21 protein-coding genes and 1 tRNA gene are annotated in these 21150 nt (G+C 70.7%); 9 read left to right on the top strand and 13 right to left on the bottom strand.

All coding sequences use genetic code 11. The features are described from left to right. The first annotated feature begins 73 nt into the window (after nucleotides 1-73). The 3 genes from P8R59_RS14035 (at nucleotide 74) to P8R59_RS14025 (ending at nucleotide 2111) form a co-directional block, all read left to right on the top strand. Nucleotides 74-460, top strand: a complete 387-nt coding sequence (locus P8R59_RS14035) for a hypothetical protein (protein ID WP_278101564.1) — start codon at nucleotides 74-76, stop codon at nucleotides 458-460. Nucleotides 461-562: 102 nt separating this feature from the next. Then, complete coding sequence (locus P8R59_RS14030) at nucleotides 563-1480, top strand: AEC family transporter (RefSeq protein WP_278101563.1); 918 nt, start codon at nucleotides 563-565, stop codon at nucleotides 1478-1480. Between the two features lie 79 nt (nucleotides 1481-1559). After that, entirely contained in the window at nucleotides 1560-2111 is a 552-nt protein-coding gene (locus tag P8R59_RS14025) for an HdeD family acid-resistance protein (RefSeq protein WP_278101562.1), read from the top strand. Nucleotides 2112-2166: 55 nt separating this feature from the next. Here the strand turns inward: P8R59_RS14025 and P8R59_RS14020 are convergent, their stop codons facing one another. Together P8R59_RS14020 and P8R59_RS14015 are read right to left on the bottom strand one after the other, a co-directional pair. After that, nucleotides 2167-4137 (bottom strand): S9 family peptidase, encoded by a 1971-nt coding sequence (locus P8R59_RS14020; RefSeq protein ID WP_278101561.1) that lies wholly within the window; start codon nucleotides 4135-4137, stop codon nucleotides 2167-2169. A 2-nt stretch (nucleotides 4138-4139) separates the two neighbouring features. Further along, the gene (locus P8R59_RS14015) at nucleotides 4140-4904 is read right to left on the bottom strand and encodes an SDR family oxidoreductase (RefSeq protein ID WP_077050056.1); all 765 of its coding nucleotides are present in this window, start codon (nucleotides 4902-4904) and stop codon (nucleotides 4140-4142) included. 175 nt (nucleotides 4905-5079) lie between these two features. On the opposite strand from P8R59_RS14015, the gene P8R59_RS14010 reads away from it, so the two are divergent. The 4 genes from P8R59_RS14010 to P8R59_RS13995 all read left to right on the top strand — a co-directional run bounded on the left by P8R59_RS14010 (nucleotide 5080) and on the right by P8R59_RS13995 (nucleotide 7814). After that, nucleotides 5080-5553: an NfeD family protein gene (locus P8R59_RS14010; protein ID WP_278101560.1), complete on the top strand. Its 474-nt coding sequence runs from the start codon at nucleotides 5080-5082 to the stop codon at nucleotides 5551-5553. Then, complete coding sequence (locus P8R59_RS14005; protein ID WP_431606897.1) at nucleotides 5547-6557, top strand: SPFH domain-containing protein; 1011 nt, start codon at nucleotides 5547-5549, stop codon at nucleotides 6555-6557. Before P8R59_RS14010 ends, P8R59_RS14005 begins: the two co-directional genes overlap by 7 nt. Next, a complete protein-coding gene (locus tag P8R59_RS14000) occupies nucleotides 6554-7336 on the top strand; it encodes a glycerophosphodiester phosphodiesterase family protein (protein WP_278101559.1) in 783 nt (260 codons plus the stop codon). Before P8R59_RS14005 ends, P8R59_RS14000 begins: the two co-directional genes overlap by 4 nt. Nucleotides 7337-7445: 109 nt before the next feature. Beyond that, nucleotides 7446-7814 (top strand): RNA polymerase-binding protein RbpA, encoded by a 369-nt coding sequence (locus P8R59_RS13995; RefSeq protein ID WP_077050052.1) that lies wholly within the window; start codon nucleotides 7446-7448, stop codon nucleotides 7812-7814. A gap of 14 nt (nucleotides 7815-7828) precedes the next feature. On the opposite strand, the gene lnt is transcribed toward P8R59_RS13995, so the two are convergent. The 9 genes from lnt to P8R59_RS13950 all read right to left on the bottom strand — a co-directional run bounded on the left by lnt (nucleotide 7829) and on the right by P8R59_RS13950 (nucleotide 17727). After that, on the bottom strand, nucleotides 7829-9391 hold the full coding sequence (gene lnt / locus P8R59_RS13990; RefSeq protein WP_278101558.1) for an apolipoprotein N-acyltransferase: 1563 nt from the start codon (nucleotides 9389-9391) through the stop codon (nucleotides 7829-7831). A 38-nt stretch (nucleotides 9392-9429) separates the two neighbouring features. Further along, nucleotides 9430-11904: a DEAD/DEAH box helicase gene (locus tag P8R59_RS13985; RefSeq protein ID WP_278101557.1), complete on the bottom strand. Its 2475-nt coding sequence runs from the start codon at nucleotides 11902-11904 to the stop codon at nucleotides 9430-9432. Continuing rightward, on the bottom strand, nucleotides 11901-12659 hold the full coding sequence (tatC, locus tag P8R59_RS13980) for a twin-arginine translocase subunit TatC (protein ID WP_278103832.1): 759 nt from the start codon (nucleotides 12657-12659) through the stop codon (nucleotides 11901-11903). The genes P8R59_RS13985 and tatC overlap by 4 nt, the downstream gene beginning before the upstream one ends. Before the next feature lie 63 nt (nucleotides 12660-12722). Beyond that, nucleotides 12723-12977 (bottom strand): Sec-independent protein translocase subunit TatA, encoded by a 255-nt coding sequence (gene tatA, locus P8R59_RS13975; RefSeq protein ID WP_077050049.1) that lies wholly within the window; start codon nucleotides 12975-12977, stop codon nucleotides 12723-12725. A 79-nt stretch (nucleotides 12978-13056) separates the two neighbouring features. Continuing rightward, complete coding sequence (locus P8R59_RS13970) at nucleotides 13057-14040, bottom strand: helix-turn-helix transcriptional regulator (RefSeq protein ID WP_077050048.1); 984 nt, start codon at nucleotides 14038-14040, stop codon at nucleotides 13057-13059. Then, nucleotides 14037-15029 (bottom strand): helix-turn-helix transcriptional regulator, encoded by a 993-nt coding sequence (locus P8R59_RS13965; protein WP_278101556.1) that lies wholly within the window; start codon nucleotides 15027-15029, stop codon nucleotides 14037-14039. The genes P8R59_RS13970 and P8R59_RS13965 overlap by 4 nt, the downstream gene beginning before the upstream one ends. Before the next feature lie 26 nt (nucleotides 15030-15055). Further along, nucleotides 15056-16003, bottom strand: coding sequence for an FKBP-type peptidyl-prolyl cis-trans isomerase (locus P8R59_RS13960; RefSeq protein WP_077050046.1), 948 nt, complete (start codon nucleotides 16001-16003; stop codon nucleotides 15056-15058). A gap of 9 nt (nucleotides 16004-16012) precedes the next feature. Continuing rightward, entirely contained in the window at nucleotides 16013-17038 is a 1026-nt protein-coding gene (locus P8R59_RS13955; protein ID WP_077050045.1) for a tRNA (adenine-N1)-methyltransferase, read from the bottom strand. After that, nucleotides 17035-17727, bottom strand: coding sequence for an HAD family hydrolase (locus tag P8R59_RS13950; RefSeq protein WP_278101555.1), 693 nt, complete (start codon nucleotides 17725-17727; stop codon nucleotides 17035-17037). The genes P8R59_RS13955 and P8R59_RS13950 overlap by 4 nt, the downstream gene beginning before the upstream one ends. A 97-nt stretch (nucleotides 17728-17824) precedes the next feature. Here P8R59_RS13950 and P8R59_RS13945 point away from each other — a divergent pair, with 97 nt between their 5' ends. After that, the gene (locus P8R59_RS13945; RefSeq protein WP_278101554.1) at nucleotides 17825-18691 is read left to right on the top strand and encodes a PAC2 family protein; all 867 of its coding nucleotides are present in this window, start codon (nucleotides 17825-17827) and stop codon (nucleotides 18689-18691) included. Between the two features lie 54 nt (nucleotides 18692-18745). Here the strand turns inward: P8R59_RS13945 and P8R59_RS13940 are convergent, their stop codons facing one another. Both P8R59_RS13940 and P8R59_RS13935 read right to left on the bottom strand, forming a co-directional pair. Beyond that, entirely contained in the window at nucleotides 18746-19597 is an 852-nt protein-coding gene (locus P8R59_RS13940) for an undecaprenyl-diphosphate phosphatase (protein WP_278101553.1), read from the bottom strand. An 8-nt stretch (nucleotides 19598-19605) separates the two neighbouring features. Next, the gene (locus P8R59_RS13935) at nucleotides 19606-20907 is read right to left on the bottom strand and encodes a M20/M25/M40 family metallo-hydrolase (protein ID WP_278101552.1); all 1302 of its coding nucleotides are present in this window, start codon (nucleotides 20905-20907) and stop codon (nucleotides 19606-19608) included. Between the two features lie 139 nt (nucleotides 20908-21046). Between P8R59_RS13935 and P8R59_RS13930 the strand changes: the two genes are divergently transcribed. Next, a tRNA-Leu gene (locus tag P8R59_RS13930) sits at nucleotides 21047-21131 on the top strand. Nucleotides 21132-21150: the final 19 nt, after the last annotated feature.

The raw sequence follows: 21150 nt of genomic DNA, 5'->3' as shown, positions 1-21150 counted from the left end.
CTCCGCTACGCGCCCGTGCAACGATTCGGTCGCGAACTGCGTGACGAACACGCGTCGCTGAAAGGATGCGAGCATGCGCCGTCTGAGCATCGCGTCACTCGCCCTGCTGCTGGTCGCGGGATTGGCCGGGTGCGCGAACAGCCTGGGCGCCGTGAGGCTGGACACCATCCCGGACGAGTTGACGTCCTCCGGCCACCTCCTCGACCCTCCGCCGACGGTCGCCTGGGACCAGGATGAGGACGCCTGGCTGATCCTCACGTACGGCAGTTCCTCCTGCCCGAACGAGCCTCGGGAGATCTCCGAAACCGCCGACGGCTCTTTCGAGATCAGACTGGAGACGAGTGGTGGGCCGGTGTGCACGGCCGACCTCGGTCCCACCGCCTATCGCGTGCCGGCTCCTGTTCCCCGCGGCACGTCCGTCACGATCGACCTGGGCCCGGGCACACGCATCGCGCTCTGACCCGCCACGCCGTCCGCCGACGTCGCGCGACCGGGCTAGGCTCGCCTCGATGGAATCGCGACGTCGCCCCCGCGGCGCGCGGGCATGCCCGGGAGCCGCCGAGTGAGCGGCATCCTCACCGGCTTCGCCGTCATCGCCCTCGCCGTCGTCGTCGGCTACGTCATCGCGCGGATCGACCTGCTCGGACCGCACGCCCGCCCGGTGCTCAGCCGTCTGACGTTCTTCGTCCTGTCACCGTTCCTGCTGTTCGTCGTGCTGGCCCGCGCCGACGTGAAGACGCTGTTCTCCGCGCTGCTCCCCGTGTCGATGATCACCGCGGCGATCATCATCCTCGGGTACGCGCTGGTGTCGAGATTCGTACTGCGCCGCCGTACCGCCGAAACGGTCATCGGCTCGCTGTCGGCGGGCCAGGTGAACAGCAACAACATCGGCATCCCGATCTCGCTCTACATGCTCGGCGACGCCGCGTACTCGGCGCCCGTGATCCTGTTCCAGCTGCTCGTCCTCATGCCCATCGCTCTGGGGATCCTGGATGCCGCGACCTCCGGCTCGCGCTCCCCGCGGCGGATCCTCGCGCAGACGGCGAAGAACCCGATGCTCATCGGCTCGGCGCTCGGTGTGCTCGTCGCGGTGCTCGGCATCCACCTGCCGCCCATCGTCATGGACCCGCTGGCGTTCTTCGCCGCGGCGTGCGTGCCCATCCTGTTGATGTCGTACGGGATGTCACTGTACGGACAGCGCGTGCTGACCGAGCCCGGGCGACGCGTCGACGTCATCATCGCGTCGGTGCTCAAGCTCGTGGCGATGCCGGCGATCGCGTGGGGCGTCGCGCTCGCGTTCGCTTTGCCGGCCGATCAGATCTTGATCGTCGTGACGCTCGCGGCGCTCCCGACGGCGCAGAACGTCTTCAACTTCGCACAGCGATACGGGGTCGGCGAGATCCTCTCCCGCGACGTCGTGTTCATCTCCACCCTCGGGTGTCTCCCGGTGCTGTTCGGAGTCGCCCTGTTACTGGGCTGAGACCGCTCCCCCACGACATTCACCCCAGGGTCTAGGGTGGGGCTCGAAGCTTTCAGCGTTCACCCAGGAAAGGCTCGCCATGACCACCTCCACCTCGTCCGGTACTCCCGCCCTGCGGGCTGTGCGCACGGCTCTGGCCGTCAGCGGTGCGATCTCACTGATCGTGGGTCTGCTGATCCTCCTCTGGCCCGGGCGCAGCGCCCAGGTCGCCGTCGCCATCATCGCGGTCTACGTCATCATCGCCGGCCTGGTCAACATCGGGATCGGCATCTTCTTCCGCGCCGGCTGGGCCCGGATCGGTTACATCGTGCTCGGCCTGCTGTTCATCGCCGCGGGCATCTTCTCGTTCGCGAACCTCGCTGCCACGACCGTGTGGTTCGGCGTCTTCATCGGGACGCTCGTCGGCATCCTGTGGATCATCGAGGGCGTCGTCTCGCTCACGACGCTCGGCCACGGCTCGGGACGCGGCTGGACGATCTTCTTCGCGATCATCAGCATCGTCGCCGGAATCGTCCTGCTGTTCTCGCCGCTGCTCGGTGCGGTGACGCTCTTCATCCTGATCGGCGCCTCGCTGATCGTCCTGGGTGTGTTCCAGATCGTCCGGGCGATCCAGTTCGGCAAGGTCGCCTGAGACATCGAACGACGAGGGGCCTGGATGCCGCGGCATCCAGGCCCCTCGTTCTCGTTCAGGCGACGGGGAGGTGCCGCGCCCACCACTCCAGGACCGCGTCGAACCGCTGCACGCGATGACGCGGACGACCGGCGCGGGTGAGCTCGTGATCCTCGCCGGGGAAGACGAGCATCTCGGCCTCGACGCCGTTGTGCTTCAACGCCGAGTAATAACGCGTCGCCTGTTCGAGCGGGCAGCGGTAGTCGAGCTCCGAGTGCAGCACGAGCGTGGGCGTGCGCACCTCGTCGACGACCGCCATCGGGCTCTGCGCGGCGATCCGCGCCGGGTCGGTGCCGACGTACTCCTGACCGAAGAACGAGCCGATGTCGCTCGAGCCGGGGAACGCCGTCGGGTCGAGGAATCCGCGCTCCACGATCGCCCCGGCGAACCGGTGGTCGTGCGCGATGATCCACGCCGTCATGTACCCGCCGTAGGACCCGCCCTGGATGCCGACGCGCCCACCGTCCAGCCGCGGGTCGGAGCCGACCACGCCATCGAAGAAGTCGATGACGTCGAAGTAGTCGAGGGTGCCCATCGCCTGACGGATCGAGCGGCCGTGGGCGCGGCCGTATCCGGCACTCCCCCGCGGATTGCTGTACACCACCGCGTAGCCGGCATCCACCAGCACCTGCGTCTCGTCGAAGAGATGGATGCCGTAGGACGCGTACGGACCACCGTGGATCTGCAGGATCACGGGGAACGGCCCCTCGCCCTCGGGGACGGCGACCCAGCCGTGGACGGGGTACCCGTCGCGTCCGGCGATCTCGCGCTCCTCGGGAACGACGATGTTCTTCTCGCGGGCCGGCCCGCCGTGGTCGGTGAGGCTGCGCCAGGTGTCGTTCTCGACGAGGACGAGCTCCCCGAACGACGTCGGCGCGGCGACCGCGGCGACGATTCGCCCGCCGCCGGACGCGTGCCCCGTCACCTCGATATCGCCGCCGACGACCTCAGCAGCGTCCCCCTGACGCGTGACGCGCAGCAGGCGCACGCGGCCGCGGGTGCGGTCCTGCACGAGCACGTCGTCGCCCGCGAACGACAGGTGCGAGCCGACCTCGCCGAGGTCGATGGTCTCGGGGTCGGTCAGCGCACGCGGACCATCGTCCTCCAGCAGCCACACGGCGGTGCCCGGGGCGACGAAGTCCACGCCCGAGGGCCCGACGTCGTTGCCGCGCAGGAACACCACGCCGTCCGGGGCGATCGCGACCTCATCCACGGACAGGTTCGCCGCGGTGCCGACGACCTCGCGCTCCCCCGCGCCGTCGACCGAGACGGCGACGACGCGCGACCGCAGGTCCGGGACGCGATCCTCGATCACATCGGGGATGCTCAGCAGTTCACGTCCGTCCGCGGTCCACGCGAGACCCGACCAGCTCGTCGCACCATCCGTGAGTCGGCGCGGGGTGGCGGCGACGATCCGCTTCTCGGGGGTGACGACGTCGGGCGCCGGCTCGTAGAACGGCTCGGCGTCGGTCGCGGGCACGTCCACGACGAACAGGTGCGCGGGACGATCCAGGTAGCCGTGCCCGTTCGCGTGCCAGCGGATGCCGGTGATCCGCCGCGGCGGTTCGGCTGCGGCATCCCGGCCCTCCACCGTTCCGTAGCGGCCGGGCTCGACGATCCGGGCCGTGAACGCCACCCGCGTGCCGTCGGGCGACCAGGACAGGTCGGTCACTCCCCCGGCCTGGTCGGTGACCTGCACGGGCTCGCCGCCCGCGGCCGCGACGACGAAGACCTGCGCGCGCCCGCGTGCGTCGGCGCGCAGGAACGCGATCGCGGAGTCGTCGGGCGACAGCCGCGGCGCGCCGTCCGCGACGCCGCGAGTGAGGCGGCTCGGCGCGCCGTCGGGCAGGTCGACGCGCCACAGCTGCCCCACGGCGCGGTCGGCCGCGATGTCGGGGCGGGATGTGGCGTAGACGGCGAAGGCGCCGTCGGACGCGAGCGCGGGGCGCCCGACCGACACAAGGGTCTCGATGTCGTGGGCGCGCATGCTCACTCCCCTCCGAACGAGTCCGTGTCTCCGACGAGGCGGGTGTTGTCCGCGGGGACCGGGTCGAGCGCGGCACGCGCCACCTCGGCGGCGAACTCGGCGACGTTGTAGAGCTTGCCCGCGTCTTCGCGGCGCGCGGCGATCGCACCCGGGTTCGCGCGCTCGAGCAGCGTCGCGGTGATGGTGCCCTCGATCATGTCGCCCGAGACGACCGTGAAGCCGACCCCACGCTCCTCGAGGGCGGGGATGCGCTCGCGCAGGGCGTCTTCGCCGGCACGCTTGGACAGCGCCACGGGCTCGTACTCCGGCATCGTCGGCGTCGTCCGGATGAAGTGCGCCTGGTGGCTCGTGACGAACACGACGCGCGATCCCTCGCGCAGGATCGGCAGCGCGGACTCGAGGACGTTGACCTGCGCGTCGCGGTTGAGCTTCAACGCGTAGTCCTCGGCCATGCCCGACTCCATGCCGCCGGAGGCGTTGAGGACGAGCACGTCGAGGCCGCCGAACGTCCGCTCGACCTCGTCGAACATCGCCTGCACCGACGCCGGGTCGGTGAGGTCGGCACCGACCACGAGCGCCTCGACGCCCAGCTCGCGCAGCTGCGCGGCGAGCTTCTCGGCGCGGGGGGCCTTGTTGCGGAAGTTGATGACGACGTTCGCGCCGGCCTCGGCGAAGTAGCGCACCGTGTCGGCGCCGATGCCGCGCGACGAGCCGGTGACGAGGGCGGTCTTGCCGCTCAGGGAGCCGGACGGGAGGGTCTGGGACACGGGAACTCCTGATGGTTCGAGATCGGATGCCGACCGCCGACGCCGGCGGACACGACAAGACCCCAGCCTACCGACCGGGATGCCGCGAGCCCGAGGAGGGGGTCCCGGGGATGGTCCGCGGCATCCGGCCTCGGCCCCGTGGGCGCGTGCTACGTTCGGGCACAGGAGGTGCGAAATGGACGTTCTCTCCACCATCGACACGTTCGCCTGGATCTTCTGGCTGCTGTTGATCCTGGTCTTCCTCGTCATCGAGATGCTCACCGTCGAGCTGACGTTCCTCATGCTGGCGCTGGGCGGCATCGTCGGGCTCGTCGCCGACCTCGGGGGCGCGCCGCTGTGGCTGCAGGTGATCATCGCCGCGACGGCCGCGATCGCTCTGGTGGTGTTCCTCCGCCCGCGCATGCTCCAGCGCCTGCAGCGCTCCGCGGACACGCGCCCCTCGAACGTCGAAGCGCTCCTCGGCCTCGAGGGAGAGGTGCTGATGACCGTCTCGCGGGTCGCGGGGCAGGTCAAGCTCGCGAACGGCGACGTCTGGACGGCCCGCTGCGACGGTGACACGCGCCTGCACCCGGGGGCGCACATCGAGGTCGCGCGTATCGACGGTGCCACCGCCGTCGTCCGTGCGCGAGGGCAGGAGACCACATCGTGAACGCCGACAATCTGCTTCCCACCGCGATCGGCTGGGCGCTCGCGATCGCCGTCGCGATCCTGGCGATCGTCACCATCTTCCGGGCGATCCGCATCATCCCGCAGGCCCGCGCCGGGGTCGTCGAGCGGCTGGGTCGCTACCACAAGACCCTCTTGCCGGGCTTGAACATCGTGGTGCCCTTCGTGGACCGCGTGCGACCGCTCATCGACATGCGCGAGCAGGTGGTGTCGTTCCCGCCCCAGCCGGTGATCACCGAGGACAACCTCGTCGTCTCGATCGACACCGTCGTGTACTTCCAGGTCACCGACGCCCGCGCGGCGACGTACGAGATCGCCAATTACCTCGGCGCCGTCGAGCAGCTGACGACCACCACCCTGCGCAACGTCGTGGGCGGCCTGAACCTGGAGGAGGCCCTCACCAGTCGCGACAACATCAACGGACAGCTCCGGGTGGTGCTCGACGAAGCGACGGGCAAGTGGGGCATCCGGGTCGGCCGCGTCGAGCTGAAGGCCATCGATCCGCCCGTCTCCATCCAGGACTCCATGGAGAAGCAGATGCGTGCGGAGCGGGATCGTCGCGCCGCGATCCTCACCGCCGAGGGCTCGAAGCAGTCGCAGATCCTCGAGGCGGAGGGGCGCCGGCAGGCGGCCATCCTCCAGGCCGAGGGCGACAAGCAGGCCGCGGTGCTGCGCGCGGAGGGCGAGGCGCGAGCCATCGAGGCGGTGTTCACGGCGATCCACGAAGGGCGCCCCGACGACAAGCTCCTGGCGTACCAGTACCTGCAGACGCTGCCGAAGATCAGCGACAGCGCGTCAAGCAAGCTGTGGATCATCCCGAGCGAGTTCACCGAGGCGCTCAAGGGCATCTCGGGCGCGTTCGGAACCCGTACCACCGGGCAGCCGGATGCGGCGACGACCGCGGACTCCCCGACCGTCGAGTCCGCAGTGAGCCCCGCCGTGGGCGTCGCCGACGAGCGTGGCAGCGCCACCCCCGCCGGCTCATGACTCGCCATCCCTACCTCTCCCCCGCGCCGCCGCGCGTCCTCGCGCACCGGGGGCTCGTGACCGCGCACGACGCCACCCTCGGGGTCGTCGAGAACTCCTTCGCCGCCGTGGCCGGGGCGCACGCGGCCGGCGTCGAGTACGTCGAGTCCGACTGTCACCTCACCGCCGACGGCGTGGTGGTCCTGTTCCACGACGACGATCTGGACCGCGTCGCCGGCGACCCGCGGAAGATCTCCGATGTCCGCCTGCCCGAGCTCGAAGAGCTCATGGCCGACCGCGGCGGACTGGTGACCCTGCCGCAGGCCCTCGAGGCGTTCCCCGATGTCCGGTTCAACCTCGACGTCAAGGCGGAGGCCGCCGCCGAGCCCGTCGGCCGGCTGATCGCCCCGCACGCCGCGCGCGTCCTCGTGACGAGCTTCTCCGACGATCGGCGCCGCGTCGCGCTGGCGGCGGCCGTGACGGCCGGCGCGTCTCTTCCCCCCGCAACCTCCCCCGGCTCGGCCACCGTCGGGCGGCTCGTCGCGGCACAGGCTCTCGGCCTGCGACGCCGGGTCGAGCGGCTGCTCGGCGGCCTTGACGCGCTCCAGATCCCCGAGCGGCAGGGCCCGATCCGCGTCGTCACCCGCGGGCTCGTGCGTGCCGCGCACGCCGCCGGCGTCGAGGTCCACGTCTGGACCGTGAACGACCCCGCCGACATGGAGCGGCTGCTGGACCTGGGCGTCGACGGGCTCGTCACCGACCACGCGGACCTCGCGCTCGCCGTGGTGAACGGACGCTGAACCCCCGGTGGCCTGAGCATCCTCTGTGAATCCTGTCAGGGAGCCCCTTGTTCGAATAAAGCGCACAGGTGCGGCCGTTATACATGGGGACCGACGAGAGGACCACACAATGGCAGATCGCAGTCTTCGAGGCATCCGACTCGGCGCACAGAGCCTTCAGAGCGAAGACGGGGTCGTGTTCCACGACCGGGCCCAGCACACCTACGCCTGCAGCACCTGCGGGCGCGAGACGGTGCTCACCTTCGCCGCCGACGCCGAGGTGCCCCCGGCATGGGAGTGCCGCACCTGCGGCGCTGAGGCTCTGCTTCGCATCGGCGAAGGCACCGCCACCGTCGACCACAGCGACGACAAGGCACCCCGCACGCACTGGGACATGCTCCTGGAGCGTCGCACGATCCCCGAGCTCGAGGAGCTCCTGGAGGAGCGCCTCGCGTTCCTGCGCTCCCGCCGCGGCGGAGATCAGAAGATCAGCGCGTAACGCGGATCACGGATTCAGGCGCCGGTTCCCTCGGGAGCCGGCGTCTTGTTCGTGCGCCCGCGGACCAGAACCCCCACGCCCAGCGCCATAAGGGCGAGGAGACTCCCCCACCCCAGGACGATCTTCACCGCCGGGCCGATCACGACGGCGGGGGTGAGCCCCGTCCGCAGCGGCACATCGGTGATCATGTGTCCGGCCACGTCCACGGGGAGCTGGTCGAGCGTCGCCCCGTCGGGGGCGATCACCTGGCTGGTGCCGACCGTCGAGAGGTTGACGACCGAGCGCCCCGTCTCGATCGCCCTCATGCGGGCGAACGCGAGCTGCTGCAGGTTCTCGTCGGTCCCGCGGAAGTCGGCGTTGTTCGTCTGGAACATGAACACCTGGGCGCCCTGATCCGCACCGTCCCAGACGACGTCGTCGTAGATCACGTCGAAGCAGATCGCGAGTCCGACACCGACCCCGTTCACGTCGAACACGGGACTCGCCGTACCCGGCGTGTACTCGCGGCCGATGAGTCCGATGAGGTCCGGAGCAAACGGCTCCCAGAACGCCCGGTCGGGCACGTACTCGCCGAACGGGACGGGGTTGCGCTTGTCGTAGGTCTGCTGCGGCCCGCCGTCCGCGGTCCACAGCAGCGCCGAATTGTACAGGTCCGGCCCGCGCTCGGTCACCGCCGAGACCAGAAGCGGCGCGTCGACGCGCCGCGACAACTCCTCGAGCACGGCCGCGGTCGCCGCACTGCGGGTCGGGTCCGAATCGACGCCGCCCTCCGGCCACAGCAGCACGTCCATGTCCTGACCGAAGAGCGGGGCGGATGCCGACAACTGCGCGTTCAGCACCGCGTTGCGCTCGCGCTGGTCGAAGTAACCCGCCGGGCCGTTGCCCTGCACCGCGCCGACGCGCATCGAACCCGCCTCGGCGGTCGGGAACTGCGGCAGCGCCACCAGGACCACGAGCACCAGGGCCGCGGGGAGAGCAGCGAGCGGGCGACGGAAACGCGCGCGTCGGACGTATTCGATCACCATCGCGCAGAAGAGGACCACGAGGAAGCTGAGCCCCGACATCCCCACCCAGGACGCGACCTCCGCGAACGGGCCGTTCACCTGCGACACTCCGATGCGCCCCCACGGGAAGCCGCCGTACGGCCACGAGCCGACGATCTGCTCCCTGAGGGTCCACAGCGCCGCGACCAGGGTCGGCAGCAGCACCAGGCGCCCCCAGGACCCGGGCGCGATCCGCGGCATCCATCGATACGCCAGCGCGATCGGAACGGCGAACGCGGCGGTCAGCAGCGACTCGAGCACCGAGAGGGCGATCCACGGGATCGGGCCGAGGTACCGCGCAGTGAAGAGGAGGTTCACCGAGAAGAACGCCGCGCCGAACAGGAACCCGACGAGCACGGCCGACCACACGCGCCTCCCGGCGAGGGCCACCAGGGCCATCGCCACCGCGGGGAACGCCACCGGCCAGAGCGCGGGCGCGGGGAATGCGGCGACCAGCAGCAGACCCGCGGCCGTCGACAGCGGTGCGGCGAACGCCAGACGGACGATCGGTCGCGGCGGATCGGCGAGGGGCACCCGTCCAGCCTAAGCGGCGCAGCCCCTGCGGATCCTGATCACGCCGAGGTGTAGGCGACGATGCCCCGGCGCACCGAGTCCAGCGCGGTCCGCGCCGACTTCGCGAGCTTCGGCTCGGCCACGAGAGAGATCTGGTCGAGGAGATCGATCGTCTGCTTCGCCCACCGCACGAAGTCACCGGCGGCCATGTCGGCGAGCGTGAGCACGCTGTCCAGCGGCAGTCCGCGAGCCCAGCCGTGCATCGCGGGGGCGAGCCCCGACGCGGGCGTCTCCGACCCGGGCAGACGGTGGTCTCGTTCGAGGTCGTCGAGCTCCTGCCACAGCGTCTGCGTGGCATCCAGGGCCGCACGGAAGGGTCCTCGCGGGAGACCCCGCTCCCCCGGTCCCGCCTCGTCGCGACGCGGCTCGTACACGAGACAGCAGGCGAGGGCGGCGAGCGAGGGAGCGTCGAGCGCGTTCCAGAGCCCCTGCCGGAGCGACTCCGCCACGAGCAGATCGCGCTCGCCGTAGATGCGGCGCATGGTGCGGCCGGCCGGGGTGAGCATGGTGACCCCGTCGTCATCGATCTCGACGTACTCCAGCGCCGTGAGGACGTCGACGACACGGTCGAACACGCGCGCCACGGTTCCCGTGCGCTGGTCGATCTGCTGGCGCGTCTTGTCGGTGGAGCGCTTGAGCTTCCAGTACCGCTCAGCCCAGCGGGCGTGCGCCTCGCGGTCGGGGCAGGAGTGACAGGGATGCCGCTGCATCCGCCGCCGCAACGACTGGATCTGCTGCTGCCGCTCGTCGCGCAGACGGCGCGGCGCCGTCGCGTCGCGGCGGTTGATCTTCTCGAGGTCGGACAGCTCGCGGCGGATCGTGGAGTACTCGCGGAAATCGCCGCGATCGCAGGTCATCGCGGTCTCGTACCCGGCGAGCGACTCCTCGGCCTCCTTCACCTGACGCGCGAGGCCGACGACCGAACGGTCGGCCTGGAACTGCGCGAACGAGGACTCGAGGATCTTGCGCGCGCGAGCGCGACCGAACCGATCGATGAGGTTGACGGCCATGTTGTACGTCGGGCGGAAGCTCGAGTTCAACGGATACGTGCGACGCGAGGCGAGGGCGGCGACGGACTGGGGTTCGAGCCCCTCGGTCCACTGCACCACCGCGTGGCCCTCGACGTCGATGCCGCGGCGACCCGCACGGCCGGTCAGCTGCGTGTACTCCCCCGAGGTGATGGCGACGCGCGCCTCGCCGTTGAACTTCTCGAGCTTCTCCAGCACCACGGTGCGGGCAGGCATGTTGATGCCGAGCGCGAGCGTCTCGGTCGCGAAGACCACCTTGACGAGCTTGCGGCGGAACAGCTCCTCGACGACCTCCTTGAAGGCCGGCAGGAGTCCGGCGTGGTGCGCCGCGATACCCCGCTCGAGGTTCTCGCGCCACTCCCAGAAGTGCAGGACCGCGAGGTCCTCGTCCTTGAGCGCGAACGTCAGCTCGTCCACCACGCGGCGGATCTCGGAACGTTCCTCGGGGGTGGTCAGCCGCACATCCGCACGCCGCAGCTGCTGCACCGCCGCGTCGCAGCCGGCGCGGCTGAAGATGAAAAAGATCGCCGGGAGGAGGTGATTCCGACGCAGCAGGTCGACGACCTGCGGACGATCGATCCGCTCGATCCGCGGGGCCTGCGCCGCGCGCAGCGGGCGCTGTCCTCCGCGCGGCTGACGCCGCCCGCCGGCGTGGCGCGCGGAACGGTACTCCTGCGCACGCCGGTTGCTCTCGTAGGTCGAGGCGTGACCGCCGCGGATGCGCAGGAGCTCCTGGTTCACCTGTGCGGTGGCGACACCGGCGCGATCGTCGAAGAGCGGCAGCAGATCTCCCCGGACGAGGACGTGCTGCTCGAGCGGCACGGGCCGCGTCTCGGACACGATGACCTCGGTGTCGCCGCGAACGGTGTCGAGCCAGTCACCGAACTCCTCGGCGTTCGAGACGGTGGCCGAGAGCGAGACGAGCTTCACCGATCGCGGCAGGTGGATGATGACCTCTTCCCACACCGCTCCGCGGAAGCGGTCGGCGAGGTAGTGCACCTCGTCCATCACGACGAACCGCAGTCCGCGCAGCGCCGGGGAATCGGCGTAGAGCATGTTGCGCAGCACCTCGGTCGTCATGACCACGATGCGCGCGGAGGCGTTGATGTTGGTGTCGCCGGTGAGCAGCCCCACCTCGTCGTCGCCGTACACCTCTTGGAGCTCGTGGAACTTCTGGTTCGAAAGCGCCTTGATGGGGGTCGTGTAGAACGCCTTGTCGCCGGGCTCGAGCATCGCCAGGTGGATGGCGAACTCGCCGACGATCGTCTTGCCCGCTCCGGTGGGGGCCGCGACCAGCACGCTCCGACCGTCTTCGAGGGCCTGGCATCCCGCGATCTGGAAAGGATCCAGGTCAAACCGCTGCGACTCCGCGAAATCGGCGGTCAGAGGGTGCTGGGCACGGGCCGAGGCCCGCGCGAATCGATCTGCCGCGCTGAGTCCGCTCACACGACCGATCCTGGCAGACCCATCGTGTTGAGGCGCTTGGCCTTGCGCCGGTCGAAGAGCAGGGATACCCCCGCGGCGGCGAAGAAGAGCACGACCAGGATGCCGGCGAGCATCACCATGCTGATGACGTCGGCGGCCGGAGTCGCCAGGGCGGCGAAGACGGTCGCGACGATGATGGCGACGCGCCACCCCTTCAGGATGGCCCTGCCGGTCAGGACGCCCGCGACGTTGAGCGCGACGAGGAACACCGGCAGCACGAAGGCGACACCGATGACCAGCATGAGCTTGAACACGAAGTCGTAGTACTCGGTGGCGCTGAACAGGTTGGCGGCCCCGTCCGGCGTGAAGCCCGCCATCAGTTCGATCACGTGGGGGACGATGAGGAGGCCGACCCAGCAGCCCACGAAGAACAGCGGGATGGCCGCACCGACGAAGCTCGCGGTGTACCGGATCTCTTTGCGCGTGAGCCCGGGCACGACGAACGCCCAGATCTGCCAGATCCACACCGGCGCGGACAGGAAGATGCCGATCGTGAACGCGATCCGGATGCGCAGATCGAACGCCGACGTCACCGTCGGGAAGTTCAGCATCGACTGCGCGTCGCCGCGCTGTTCGTTAATAACGCGGATCGGCTCGGTGATCAGTTGGATCACCGGATCGGTGATGATGAATGCGATCACCATTCCGATGACGAGGCCGAGAGCGGCGATCACCAACCGCTTGCGAAGTTCGACGAGGTGAGCGCCGATCGACATGCGCTTGTCGCGCCGCGGTCCTTCCGGGACGTCGATCCGCGGCGGGCCTGCCGTTGCCACGTGTCAGGCGGAAGTGTCGTTCGGCGCGCGCTTCTCGGGCGCCACCGAGGAAGCGGTGCCGGCGTCCGTCGCGCGGGGCGCCTCGGGGGACGGCGCGGCGACCTCGTCGTCGCGCTTCATCTCCTTCATCTCGCTCCGGAAGACGCGAGCCGACTGGCCCATGCTCTTGGCCAGGGCGGGGAGCTTCGCGGCACCGAACAGCAGCAGGATGACCGCGAGAACGATCAGCAGGTGCCATCCGTTCAGATTGCCTAGCATGAGGACTCCTCAGTCTCGTTCGGGCGTGACTCTCAGTGTAGCCCGTGCTCCCCGGCGACGGCCGGAGAGCACCCCGGGTTCACCCCTCGGGCGACACATCGCCGCCGTACTGGGCGAGACCCGCCGCCGCCCACGCGGCCGCGGCCGCGCGGGCACCGGTCGGCTCGATCAGCTCGACCTCGCCGCCACGGCGGGCGGCGAGGCGCTTCAGGCTCTGCTCGTCGGCCAGGCGGAGCGACGCGACGGCGACGTCGCCCTCACCCTCGATGGTGGCGCGCTCGAGGTAGTCCGACAGCAGCGGCGCCACCGCACGGGGGAACCGGAAACGCGCGACGACCTCGTCGTCGGAGGGGGCAAATAGCTCGGGCACGGGGTCGGCGCCGTGGACGGCGGGGATGTCGGTGAGCTCGGGATCGGAGACGCGCTCGAGGAGGAACGTCCGCACGGCCTCGCGCGTGTGGCACCACCCCTGCAGGTACCACTGCCCGCCGGCGATGTGCACCTTGATGGGGTCGACGGTACGGATGGTGGGGCCGGTCCCCGGGGCGCGGTAGGTGAACGACACCGCCACGCGCCGGCGCAGAGCCCGGTCGACCACGTCGCGGACGCCGTCCACGGGGCCTGGCGCGACGATCACCGCGGGCGGGGTCGACGACGCACCGCGCCGCAACTTCGCCAGCAGGCCCGTGACGAGCGCGCTGTCACCGACGCCGGGGAGCGTCCGGGTCAGCTGGAGACCCGCGAGCAGAGCGGCGGCCTCGCGGGCGGTGAGACGCGGCGACCGCTCGAGCCCGACGGTGTTCGTGATCGAGATGACGTCGTCTCTGTCGAGCAGATCCCAGTCGATGTCGAACAGTTCGTTCGGGAGCTGCCAGTAGCCGCCCTCGCCGGGCAGTCCGATGACGGTGAGACGCTCGACCATCGCCCGCATCTGGTCGGCGGTGACGTCGAAGTCGGCCGCGGCTTCGGCGATGGACACCTCGCCCTTGCCGACGATGTACGGCACGAGCTGGAGGAGGAGGGCGGCTCGGTCGAGCGCGGGAAGGGCGCGGTCGGAACTCACGCGGCACCTCCGTGCAGCGCGAGTGTCGCGGTCAGACGCCGGATCACCTGGTCGCGGAGGTCGTCGGGCGCCACGACGCGGACCTCGGGCCCGTACGACGCGAGCTCGTCGGCGAACACGTGGAGATCGACGTACGGGACGACGATGCCCTGCGGCGCGGACTCGGCGCGACGCGACAGCCGCAGCGCGGCCTCGGTGCCGGGATGCACCTCCAGCAGCGCCCGCTGTCGTCGCGCGACCTCCTCGAGACCGGCGAGGGCCCGCTCCCCCGCACCGACCCGGAGCGCCTCGTCGAAGCGTTCGCGCGTCACCGTCACGTCGCCGACGATGCGCGACAGCAGGAACGTGCGCTCGGCATCCATCGTCAGGTCGAACCCGAAGACGTGCCACCGCGCCTCGTACTCCAGCAAGGCCAGAGGACGGATGCGACGCTCCCGCGACCGCGCATCGCCCGGACGCAGGTAGCTGAACGTGACGACGCGGCACTGCTCGATCGCGCGCTGGAGCGCAGGGAAGGCGGCATCCCGAGCCCGGATGCGCGGCGCGTAGCCGATGATCGGTTCGTCGACCGGGATGCCGAGCGCGCGGATCTTGCGCAGTCCGCTGCGCGCGTCGGCGGAGAGCGATTCGCTCCCCCAGACGCTGCCGGCGATGTTCAGCAGCGCGACCTCGGCCGGGCTGAAGGAGATGTCTTCGGGGAGGGCGTACTCGGCGGTCGGCACGCGGTAGCGGGCCTCGCGCAGGTCTTCGGGGTCGGCGCGGTCGCCGATCGTCTCGATCGGAACGCCGAGTCCGCGCAGATTCTCCTTGTCGCGCTCGAACATCTTCTCGAGCGCGTCCTTGGACGCCCCGGCCTCCCACTGCTCGCGATAACCGGCCACCGACGACAGGATCGTCTCTTTGGTCAGCCCCTGTTCGGTCGCCATGAGGGCGACGACGAGGTTGACCAGACGCTCCTCCGGAGCGGGTCGGGACGAGGTGGCGGACACCCGCCCATCCTAGGCGCGGTGGTCGGTCAGCCGACGACGCCGAGGATGTCCACGACGTAGACGAGCGCCTTGTCCGCGGGCGCCTGCAACGCCTGCTGGTCGGCCTCCGTCTGGTCGGCGGGCACGACGACCAGCACCTGGGAGCCGACGGTCTGGCCCTCGAGCGCGGAGGCGAGCGCGGGCGGCAGTGCCGACACCGCCGCCTGCCCGGGCGCGCCGTTGTCCCAGGTGGAGGCGAACGTGGTCGTGGCTCCCCACGCGATGCCCTGGAGGTGGATGACGACCGACGAGTCGGCGGTCACCTCTTCGCCCGAGCCCTTCTTGATGGTCTGCGACCGCGCCTCGGTGGGAGCGTCACCGGCGGGGATGACGACACCCGGCTGACCGTCGGGCGCGCGCACGACGGAGGGCATGCCCGAATCGGCGTTGAACTGGTCGGCGCCGTTCGCCGCGGGCAGGAACACCCGGCGGAGGTCGAAGACGAAGACCGCACCGTCGCCCTCGTTCACGCCGAGGGCCTGGGCGCCCTGGGCACCGAGATCGGAGCCGGGGATCGCCACCGCCACGCGGGAGCCCTCCGCCGCGCAGTGCAGCAGCGGCGCGATGGCGGGGATCGACTGCGCGAGCCTCGACAGGGGCGTCGCCGACGCGACGTCGGACTTGTACGGGGTGGCGACCAGCTTCTCACCGGTGGTCGCGTCGAACACCGTCACATCGACCAGGGCGAGCTGGTTGTCGACGGTGAGGCGCTCGCCGTCGCCGGCGATGAGCGTCTGCGCGCCGGACTGCTCGGGAAGGAAGGGGGAACGCACGGAAACCGTGGGCGCCGTGCCGAAGTCGCCGTCGGCCTGGACCGCGGCCCCGATCGCACTGTCGGTGGGATCCGAGCACGACGCGGCGGGGGATGCCGAGCATCCGACGAGACCGATGGCGGCCAGGGCGGTCACGGCGACGAGGGCGGGGAGTCTGCGCACCGGATCAGTTTAGGCGTTCGCGTCGGGTGTCTCCGTCGCGCCCGCGGGGTCGCCCTCGCGGTGACGGACACCGTCGGCGGCCTTCTGCGCCTCCCGCACGCGCTTGCGGAGGTTCTTGTCGGTGATCTCGCGGTCGCCGACGGCGCCGGGGGTCCACAGCTCGACGTCCTCGTCGCCGTAGCTCGACTTCGACGCGCGGCGCTTGACCTCGGGCGGGACGGCGCCCGGGGCGAGACGGCGGGCGGTGAGCAGGAAGCCGGTGTGCGCCACCATGCGGTGGTCGGGGCGGACCGCGAGTCCTTCGACGTGCCAGCCGCGGACCATGGTCTCGGAGGCATCCGGGTCGGTGAACAGCCCCGTGGCACGGATGTACTCCGCGACGCGGCTCAGCTGGGTCGCGGTGGCGACGTAGCAGAGCACGACGCCTCCGGGGGTGAGCGCGTCGGCCGCGGCGTCGATGCACTCCCACGGCGCGAGCATGTCGAGCACGACACGATCGACGGATGCCGGGGCGACGGCATCCGGGAGGTTCTCGACGAGGTCGCCGACGACGACCTCCCACGTGGCGGGGGTCGCGCCGAGGAACGTCTCGACGTTGGCGCGCGCCACGTCCGCGAACTCCTCGCGGCGTTCGAACGACACCAGGCGCCCGCTCGGACCGATGGCACGCAGCAGCCACAGCGACAGTGCGCCCGAACCGACGCCCGCCTCCACGACCGTCGCGCCGGGGAAGATGTCGGCCTGCGAGAGGATCTGCGCCGCGTCCTTCGGATAGACGATCGCCGCCCCCCGCGGCATCGACATCACGAAGTCGCGCAGCAGCGGCCGCAGCGCCAGGTAGTCGTGACCGGAGCTGTTGGTGACGACGCTGCCGTCGGGCTGGCCCACGAGGAGTTCGTGCTTGAGGACGCCGTTGTGGGTGTGCAGCTCGCCGTTCTCACGCAGCGTGATCGTGTGCATCCGGCCCTTGGGCCCGGTCAGCTGCACGCGATCGCCGACCCGGAAGGGTCCGCTCAGGTGCGGGGTCTCGCTCATCGGGTCTCCTGCGGGTTCGGCGCGGCTGCGTGGGTGAAGTGAAGGGTCGCGAGGTCCGCGGCGCCGCGTCCCTCCAACGTCGGCCAGAGGTCGTGGGCCCCGACCCCGTCGAGCGGCACCATGAGCGGGACGCCGAGGGTGACCGCGCCGCTGGCGATCGCCGAGCGCAGGCCGTTGGGCGAGTCCTCGATCGCGACGGTGTCGACGATCGAGACGCCGAGGGCGTCGGCCGCCTGGAGGTAGGGATCGGGGTGGGGCTTGGGCCGTGCGACGTCGTCGCCGGCGACGACGACGTCGAACGCGGGGAAGTCGATCAGGTCGACGACCGAGAGCGCCATGCGCCGCATCGACATCGTCACGAGGGCGGTCTTCACGCCGGCGCGGCGGAGGTCGGCGAGCAGTTCGCGGGCGCCGGGCCGGAAGGGCACGCCTTCCACGGCGAGCTGCCGCAGCACCTCATCGGTCAGGTGGGCGATGATCTCGTCGACGCCCCAGGGGACCCCGGCGTTCTGCAGCAGGCGGGCGGAGTCCTCGAGGGCGAGCCCGACCATCCCCAGCGCCTGCGCGTGCGACCAGGTGCCGCCGAAGCGCTCCACGAGGGGGGTCTCCGCCGCCATCCAGAAAGGTTCGGTGTCGACCAGGGTGCCGTCCATGTCCCACAGGACGGCGGCGGGGGCGGGGGAAGTCATCGTTCCATCGTATCGAGCGCCCGGCGGCCGCCTCGCGCTCCCCCGGGCGCATGCGCCTATCCTGGATATCCAGCCCCGCAGGGGCAGAGGAGGTTGCGTGGACGCACTGGGTCGCCGGATCATCGTCGCCGCTTTCGACGGGTGGAACGACGCCGGAGAGGCGGCCTCGGCCGCGGCGTCGATGCTGCGCGCCGGCGGCGACTACGAGGTGGTGCACTCGGTCGACCCCGAGCTGTACTTCGACTACCAGTACACGCGCCCGCAGGTCGGAGTGGATGCCGAGGGTCGCCGCACGCTCACGTGGCCCGAGGCGACGCTCCTCCGCCCCGCCGAGCGCACCGACGGCCCGGAGATCTGGCTGCTCACGGGCGTCGAGCCCGCCCGAGCCTGGCAGGCCTTCGCCGCCGAGTTCGTCGACGTGGCGCTCCGCGAGGACATCACGGGCTTCGTCGCGCTGGGCTCGATGATGTCCGACGTCCCGCACACCCGCCCGATCTCGGTCTTCGCCGGCAGCGACAACGACGCGGTCCGCCAGTCGCTCGGACTCGAACGGAGCCTCTACGAGGGGCCCGTCGGCATCCTGAGCGCACTCGGCGACGCGGCCGAGCGCGCCGGCATCCCCACGGCGAGCCTCTGGGCCAGCGTCCCGCACTACGTCGCGGGGCACACGCCCTCCCCCAAGGCCACGCTCGCGCTCCTCGACCGCCTCGAGACCGTCTCCGGCATCCCGGTTCCCCGGGGCGAGCTGGCCGCCGAAGCCCTCGCGTGGGAGGCGTCGATCGACGCCGCCGCCGCGGACGACGACGAGATGCGCGACTACATCCACCAGCTCGAGCAGACCCGCGACACGTGGGATTCGCCCGAGGCATCGGGAGACGCCATCGCGCAGGAGTTCGAACGGTACCTGCGGCGCGGCGGCGACGGCCCGACCAAGCCGGGCCGCGACGACCCGCCCCGCCGCTGAACGCGAGAACGGCGCCGTCCCCGAGGGGGCGGCGCCGTTCTGCTGCGTGCGGGGTCAGCCGGAGATGATGGTCGACTCGGCCGGCACGACTCCGGTGAGGAGCAGCACGATGACCACGACGCCGAGGACGATGCGGTAGATCACGAACGGCAGGAAGCTGCCCTTCTTGAGGTACTGCATCAGGAAGGCGATCACGAGGAAGCCCACCACGAACGCGATCACCGTGGCCAGGGCGGTCTCGCCGAGGTTGTACGGCCCGGTCCCCTCGTCGAAGCTCTTATAGAGCTCGTACAGCCCGCTGACGAACACCGCGGGGACGGCGAGGAGGAACGAGTACTCCGCGACGGCGGTGCGCTTGTACCCGAGGGCACGGCCGAGCGTGGTCGTCGCGCCCGACCGGGACACGCCCGGCACGAGGGCGAGGGCCTGCGCGAACCCGTAGGCGAGGCCGTGCGGGTAGGTCAGGTCGTCGAGATCGCGTCGACGCTTGCCGTAGTGGTCGGCGAGACCGAGCAGGATGCCGAAGACGATGAGCACGACCGCGGTGATCCAGAGGCTGCGGAAGTTGTCGCGGATGAGGCTCTGCAGGAGGAACCCGGCCACCCCGATCGGGATCGTGCCGATGATGATCAGCCACCCCATGCGGGCGTCGGGGTCGTTGCGCGGCACCCGGCCGGTGAGCGACCCGAACCAGCGGGAGATGACCCGGCCGATCTTCTTGCGGAAGTAGATCAGCACCGCCAGCTCGGTCCCGAGCTGCGTGATCGCGGTGAACGTCGCCCCCGGGTCGGTCTGCGACGGCAGGAACTCCCCCACGATGCGGATGTGCGCACTGGAGGAGATGGGGAGGAACTCGGTCAGGCCCTGCACGAGCCCGAGGATGATGACCTCGAAGATGTTCTGCATGCGTTCCTTCAGTACGTCCGGATGAGGTCGGCGAGAACTCGACGACCGAACTCGAGCGCGTCGACGGGGACGCGCTCATCCACACCGTGGAACATCCCGGTGAAGTCGAGATCGGACGGGAGTCGCAACGGCGCGAACCCGTAACCGGAGATTCCGAGGGAGGCCAGGGCCTTGTTGTCGGTGCCGCCGCCCATGAGGTACGGGATCACCGGGACGCCGGGGTCGTGGCGGGCCAGCTGGCCCACCATGGCATCCACGAGGTCGCCGGCGAACGGCACCTCCAGTCCGATGTCCTGGTGGACGATCTCGACCTCGATGTCGGGGCCGACGATGCGGCGGATGTCGGCAAGCGCCGCCTCCTCGGTACCGGGCAGCACCCGCACGTCGATGAGGGCTTCGGCACGGTCGGGGATGACGTTGTGCTTGTACCCCGCGGTGAGTCCCGTGGGGTTCGTCGTGGTCCGAAGCGTCGAGCGGAGGAACCCCGATGCCGCGCCCGCGCGCTGCGCGAGGAGATCGGGGTCGCCCGCGTCATCGCCGGTGAGCTCGGCGAGGCCCGCGAGGAGCTGCGTCGTGGTGTCCGTCAGGCGGACGGGCCATCGCGTCCGGCCGAGGGCGGCGACGGCCTCCGCGACCGCGGTCACGGCGTTGTCGGGGTGCAGGGCGCTGCCGTGACCGGCGCGGCCCCGCGCGACGAGCTTGATCCACAGCAGGGCCTTCTCGCCCACCTGCAGCAGGTACGCGCGCCGATCGTCGACCGTGATCGAGTATCCGCCGACCTCACTGATCGCCTCGGTGGCACCCGCGAACCACTCGGGGCGGTCGCGGACCACCAGGGCCGAACCCTCGACGCCGCCGTTCTCCTCGTCGGCGAAGAACGTCACGATGATGTCGCGTTCGGGCTGCTCCCCCGCGCGCAGCACGTCGGCCACGGCGGAGAGGATCATGGCATCCATGTCCTTCATGTCGACCGCCCCGCGGCCCCACAGGATGCCGTCGCGGATCTCGCCCGCGAAAGGGTCGACGCTCCAGTCCTCGGCGACGGCGGGGACGACGTCGAGGTGGCCGTGCAGGATCAGCGCCGGCTTGTCGCGGTTGCGGCCGGGCACGCGCGTCGAGAGGTTCGTGCGGCGCGCGATCGGCTCGTAGTAGTCGACGTCGAGACCGAGGTCTTCGAGGTACGCGCCGGCGTACTCGGCGGCCTCGCGCTCGCCGCGCGACCGTCCGCCGCCGAAGTTGGTGGTGTCGAAGCGGATCAGGTCGGCGGCCACGCGGGCGACCTCGGGCGGGTCGGCATCGTGCTCGGACATGGGCACTACGGTACCCGGATGCCGGGCCCTCCCCCGTCCACGCCACGAGGGGGACGCGCCCGGGTTGCGGCCGCGGTTCGGGGGCACGGCGCGGGCGTGGTAATGTCGTTCTTCGTTGCGAAAGCGACCAACACCCAATGCGCGGGTGGCGGAATAGGTAGACGCGCTAGCTTGAGGTGCTAGTGCCCGTATAGGGCGTGGGGGTTCAAGTCCCCCCTCGCGCACAGATGAGAAAGACCCCCG

It is taken from the genome of Microbacterium proteolyticum, assembly GCF_029639405.1.
Lineage (GTDB): Bacteria > Actinomycetota > Actinomycetes > Actinomycetales > Microbacteriaceae > Microbacterium.
The sequence above is the reverse complement of the archived record's forward strand: the minus strand, read 5'-3'. Positions and strand labels throughout refer to the sequence as shown.

Excerpts from the sequence above, each read along its gene's own strand:
- P8R59_RS14035 (WP_278101564.1), top strand. The coding sequence starts at position 74 with ATGCGCCGTCTGAGCATCGCGTCACTCGCCCTGCTGCTGGTCGCGGGA.
- P8R59_RS14025 (WP_278101562.1), top strand. The coding sequence starts at position 1,560 with ATGACCACCTCCACCTCGTCCGGTACTCCCGCCCTGCGGGCTGTGCGC.
- P8R59_RS14020 (WP_278101561.1), bottom strand. The coding sequence starts at position 4,137 with ATGCGCGCCCACGACATCGAGACCCTTGTGTCGGTCGGGCGCCCCGCG.
- P8R59_RS14010 (WP_278101560.1), top strand. The coding sequence starts at position 5,080 with ATGGACGTTCTCTCCACCATCGACACGTTCGCCTGGATCTTCTGGCTG.
- P8R59_RS14000 (WP_278101559.1), top strand. The coding sequence starts at position 6,554 with ATGACTCGCCATCCCTACCTCTCCCCCGCGCCGCCGCGCGTCCTCGCG.
- P8R59_RS13995 (WP_077050052.1), top strand. The coding sequence starts at position 7,446 with ATGGCAGATCGCAGTCTTCGAGGCATCCGACTCGGCGCACAGAGCCTT.
- tatC (WP_278103832.1), bottom strand. The coding sequence starts at position 12,659 with ATGTCGATCGGCGCTCACCTCGTCGAACTTCGCAAGCGGTTGGTGATC.
- tatA (WP_077050049.1), bottom strand. The coding sequence starts at position 12,977 with ATGCTAGGCAATCTGAACGGATGGCACCTGCTGATCGTTCTCGCGGTC.
- P8R59_RS13955 (WP_077050045.1), bottom strand. The coding sequence starts at position 17,038 with ATGAGCGAGACCCCGCACCTGAGCGGACCCTTCCGGGTCGGCGATCGC.
- P8R59_RS13950 (WP_278101555.1), bottom strand. The coding sequence starts at position 17,727 with ATGACTTCCCCCGCCCCCGCCGCCGTCCTGTGGGACATGGACGGCACC.
- P8R59_RS13940 (WP_278101553.1), bottom strand. The coding sequence starts at position 19,597 with ATGCAGAACATCTTCGAGGTCATCATCCTCGGGCTCGTGCAGGGCCTG.
- P8R59_RS13935 (WP_278101552.1), bottom strand. The coding sequence starts at position 20,907 with ATGTCCGAGCACGATGCCGACCCGCCCGAGGTCGCCCGCGTGGCCGCC.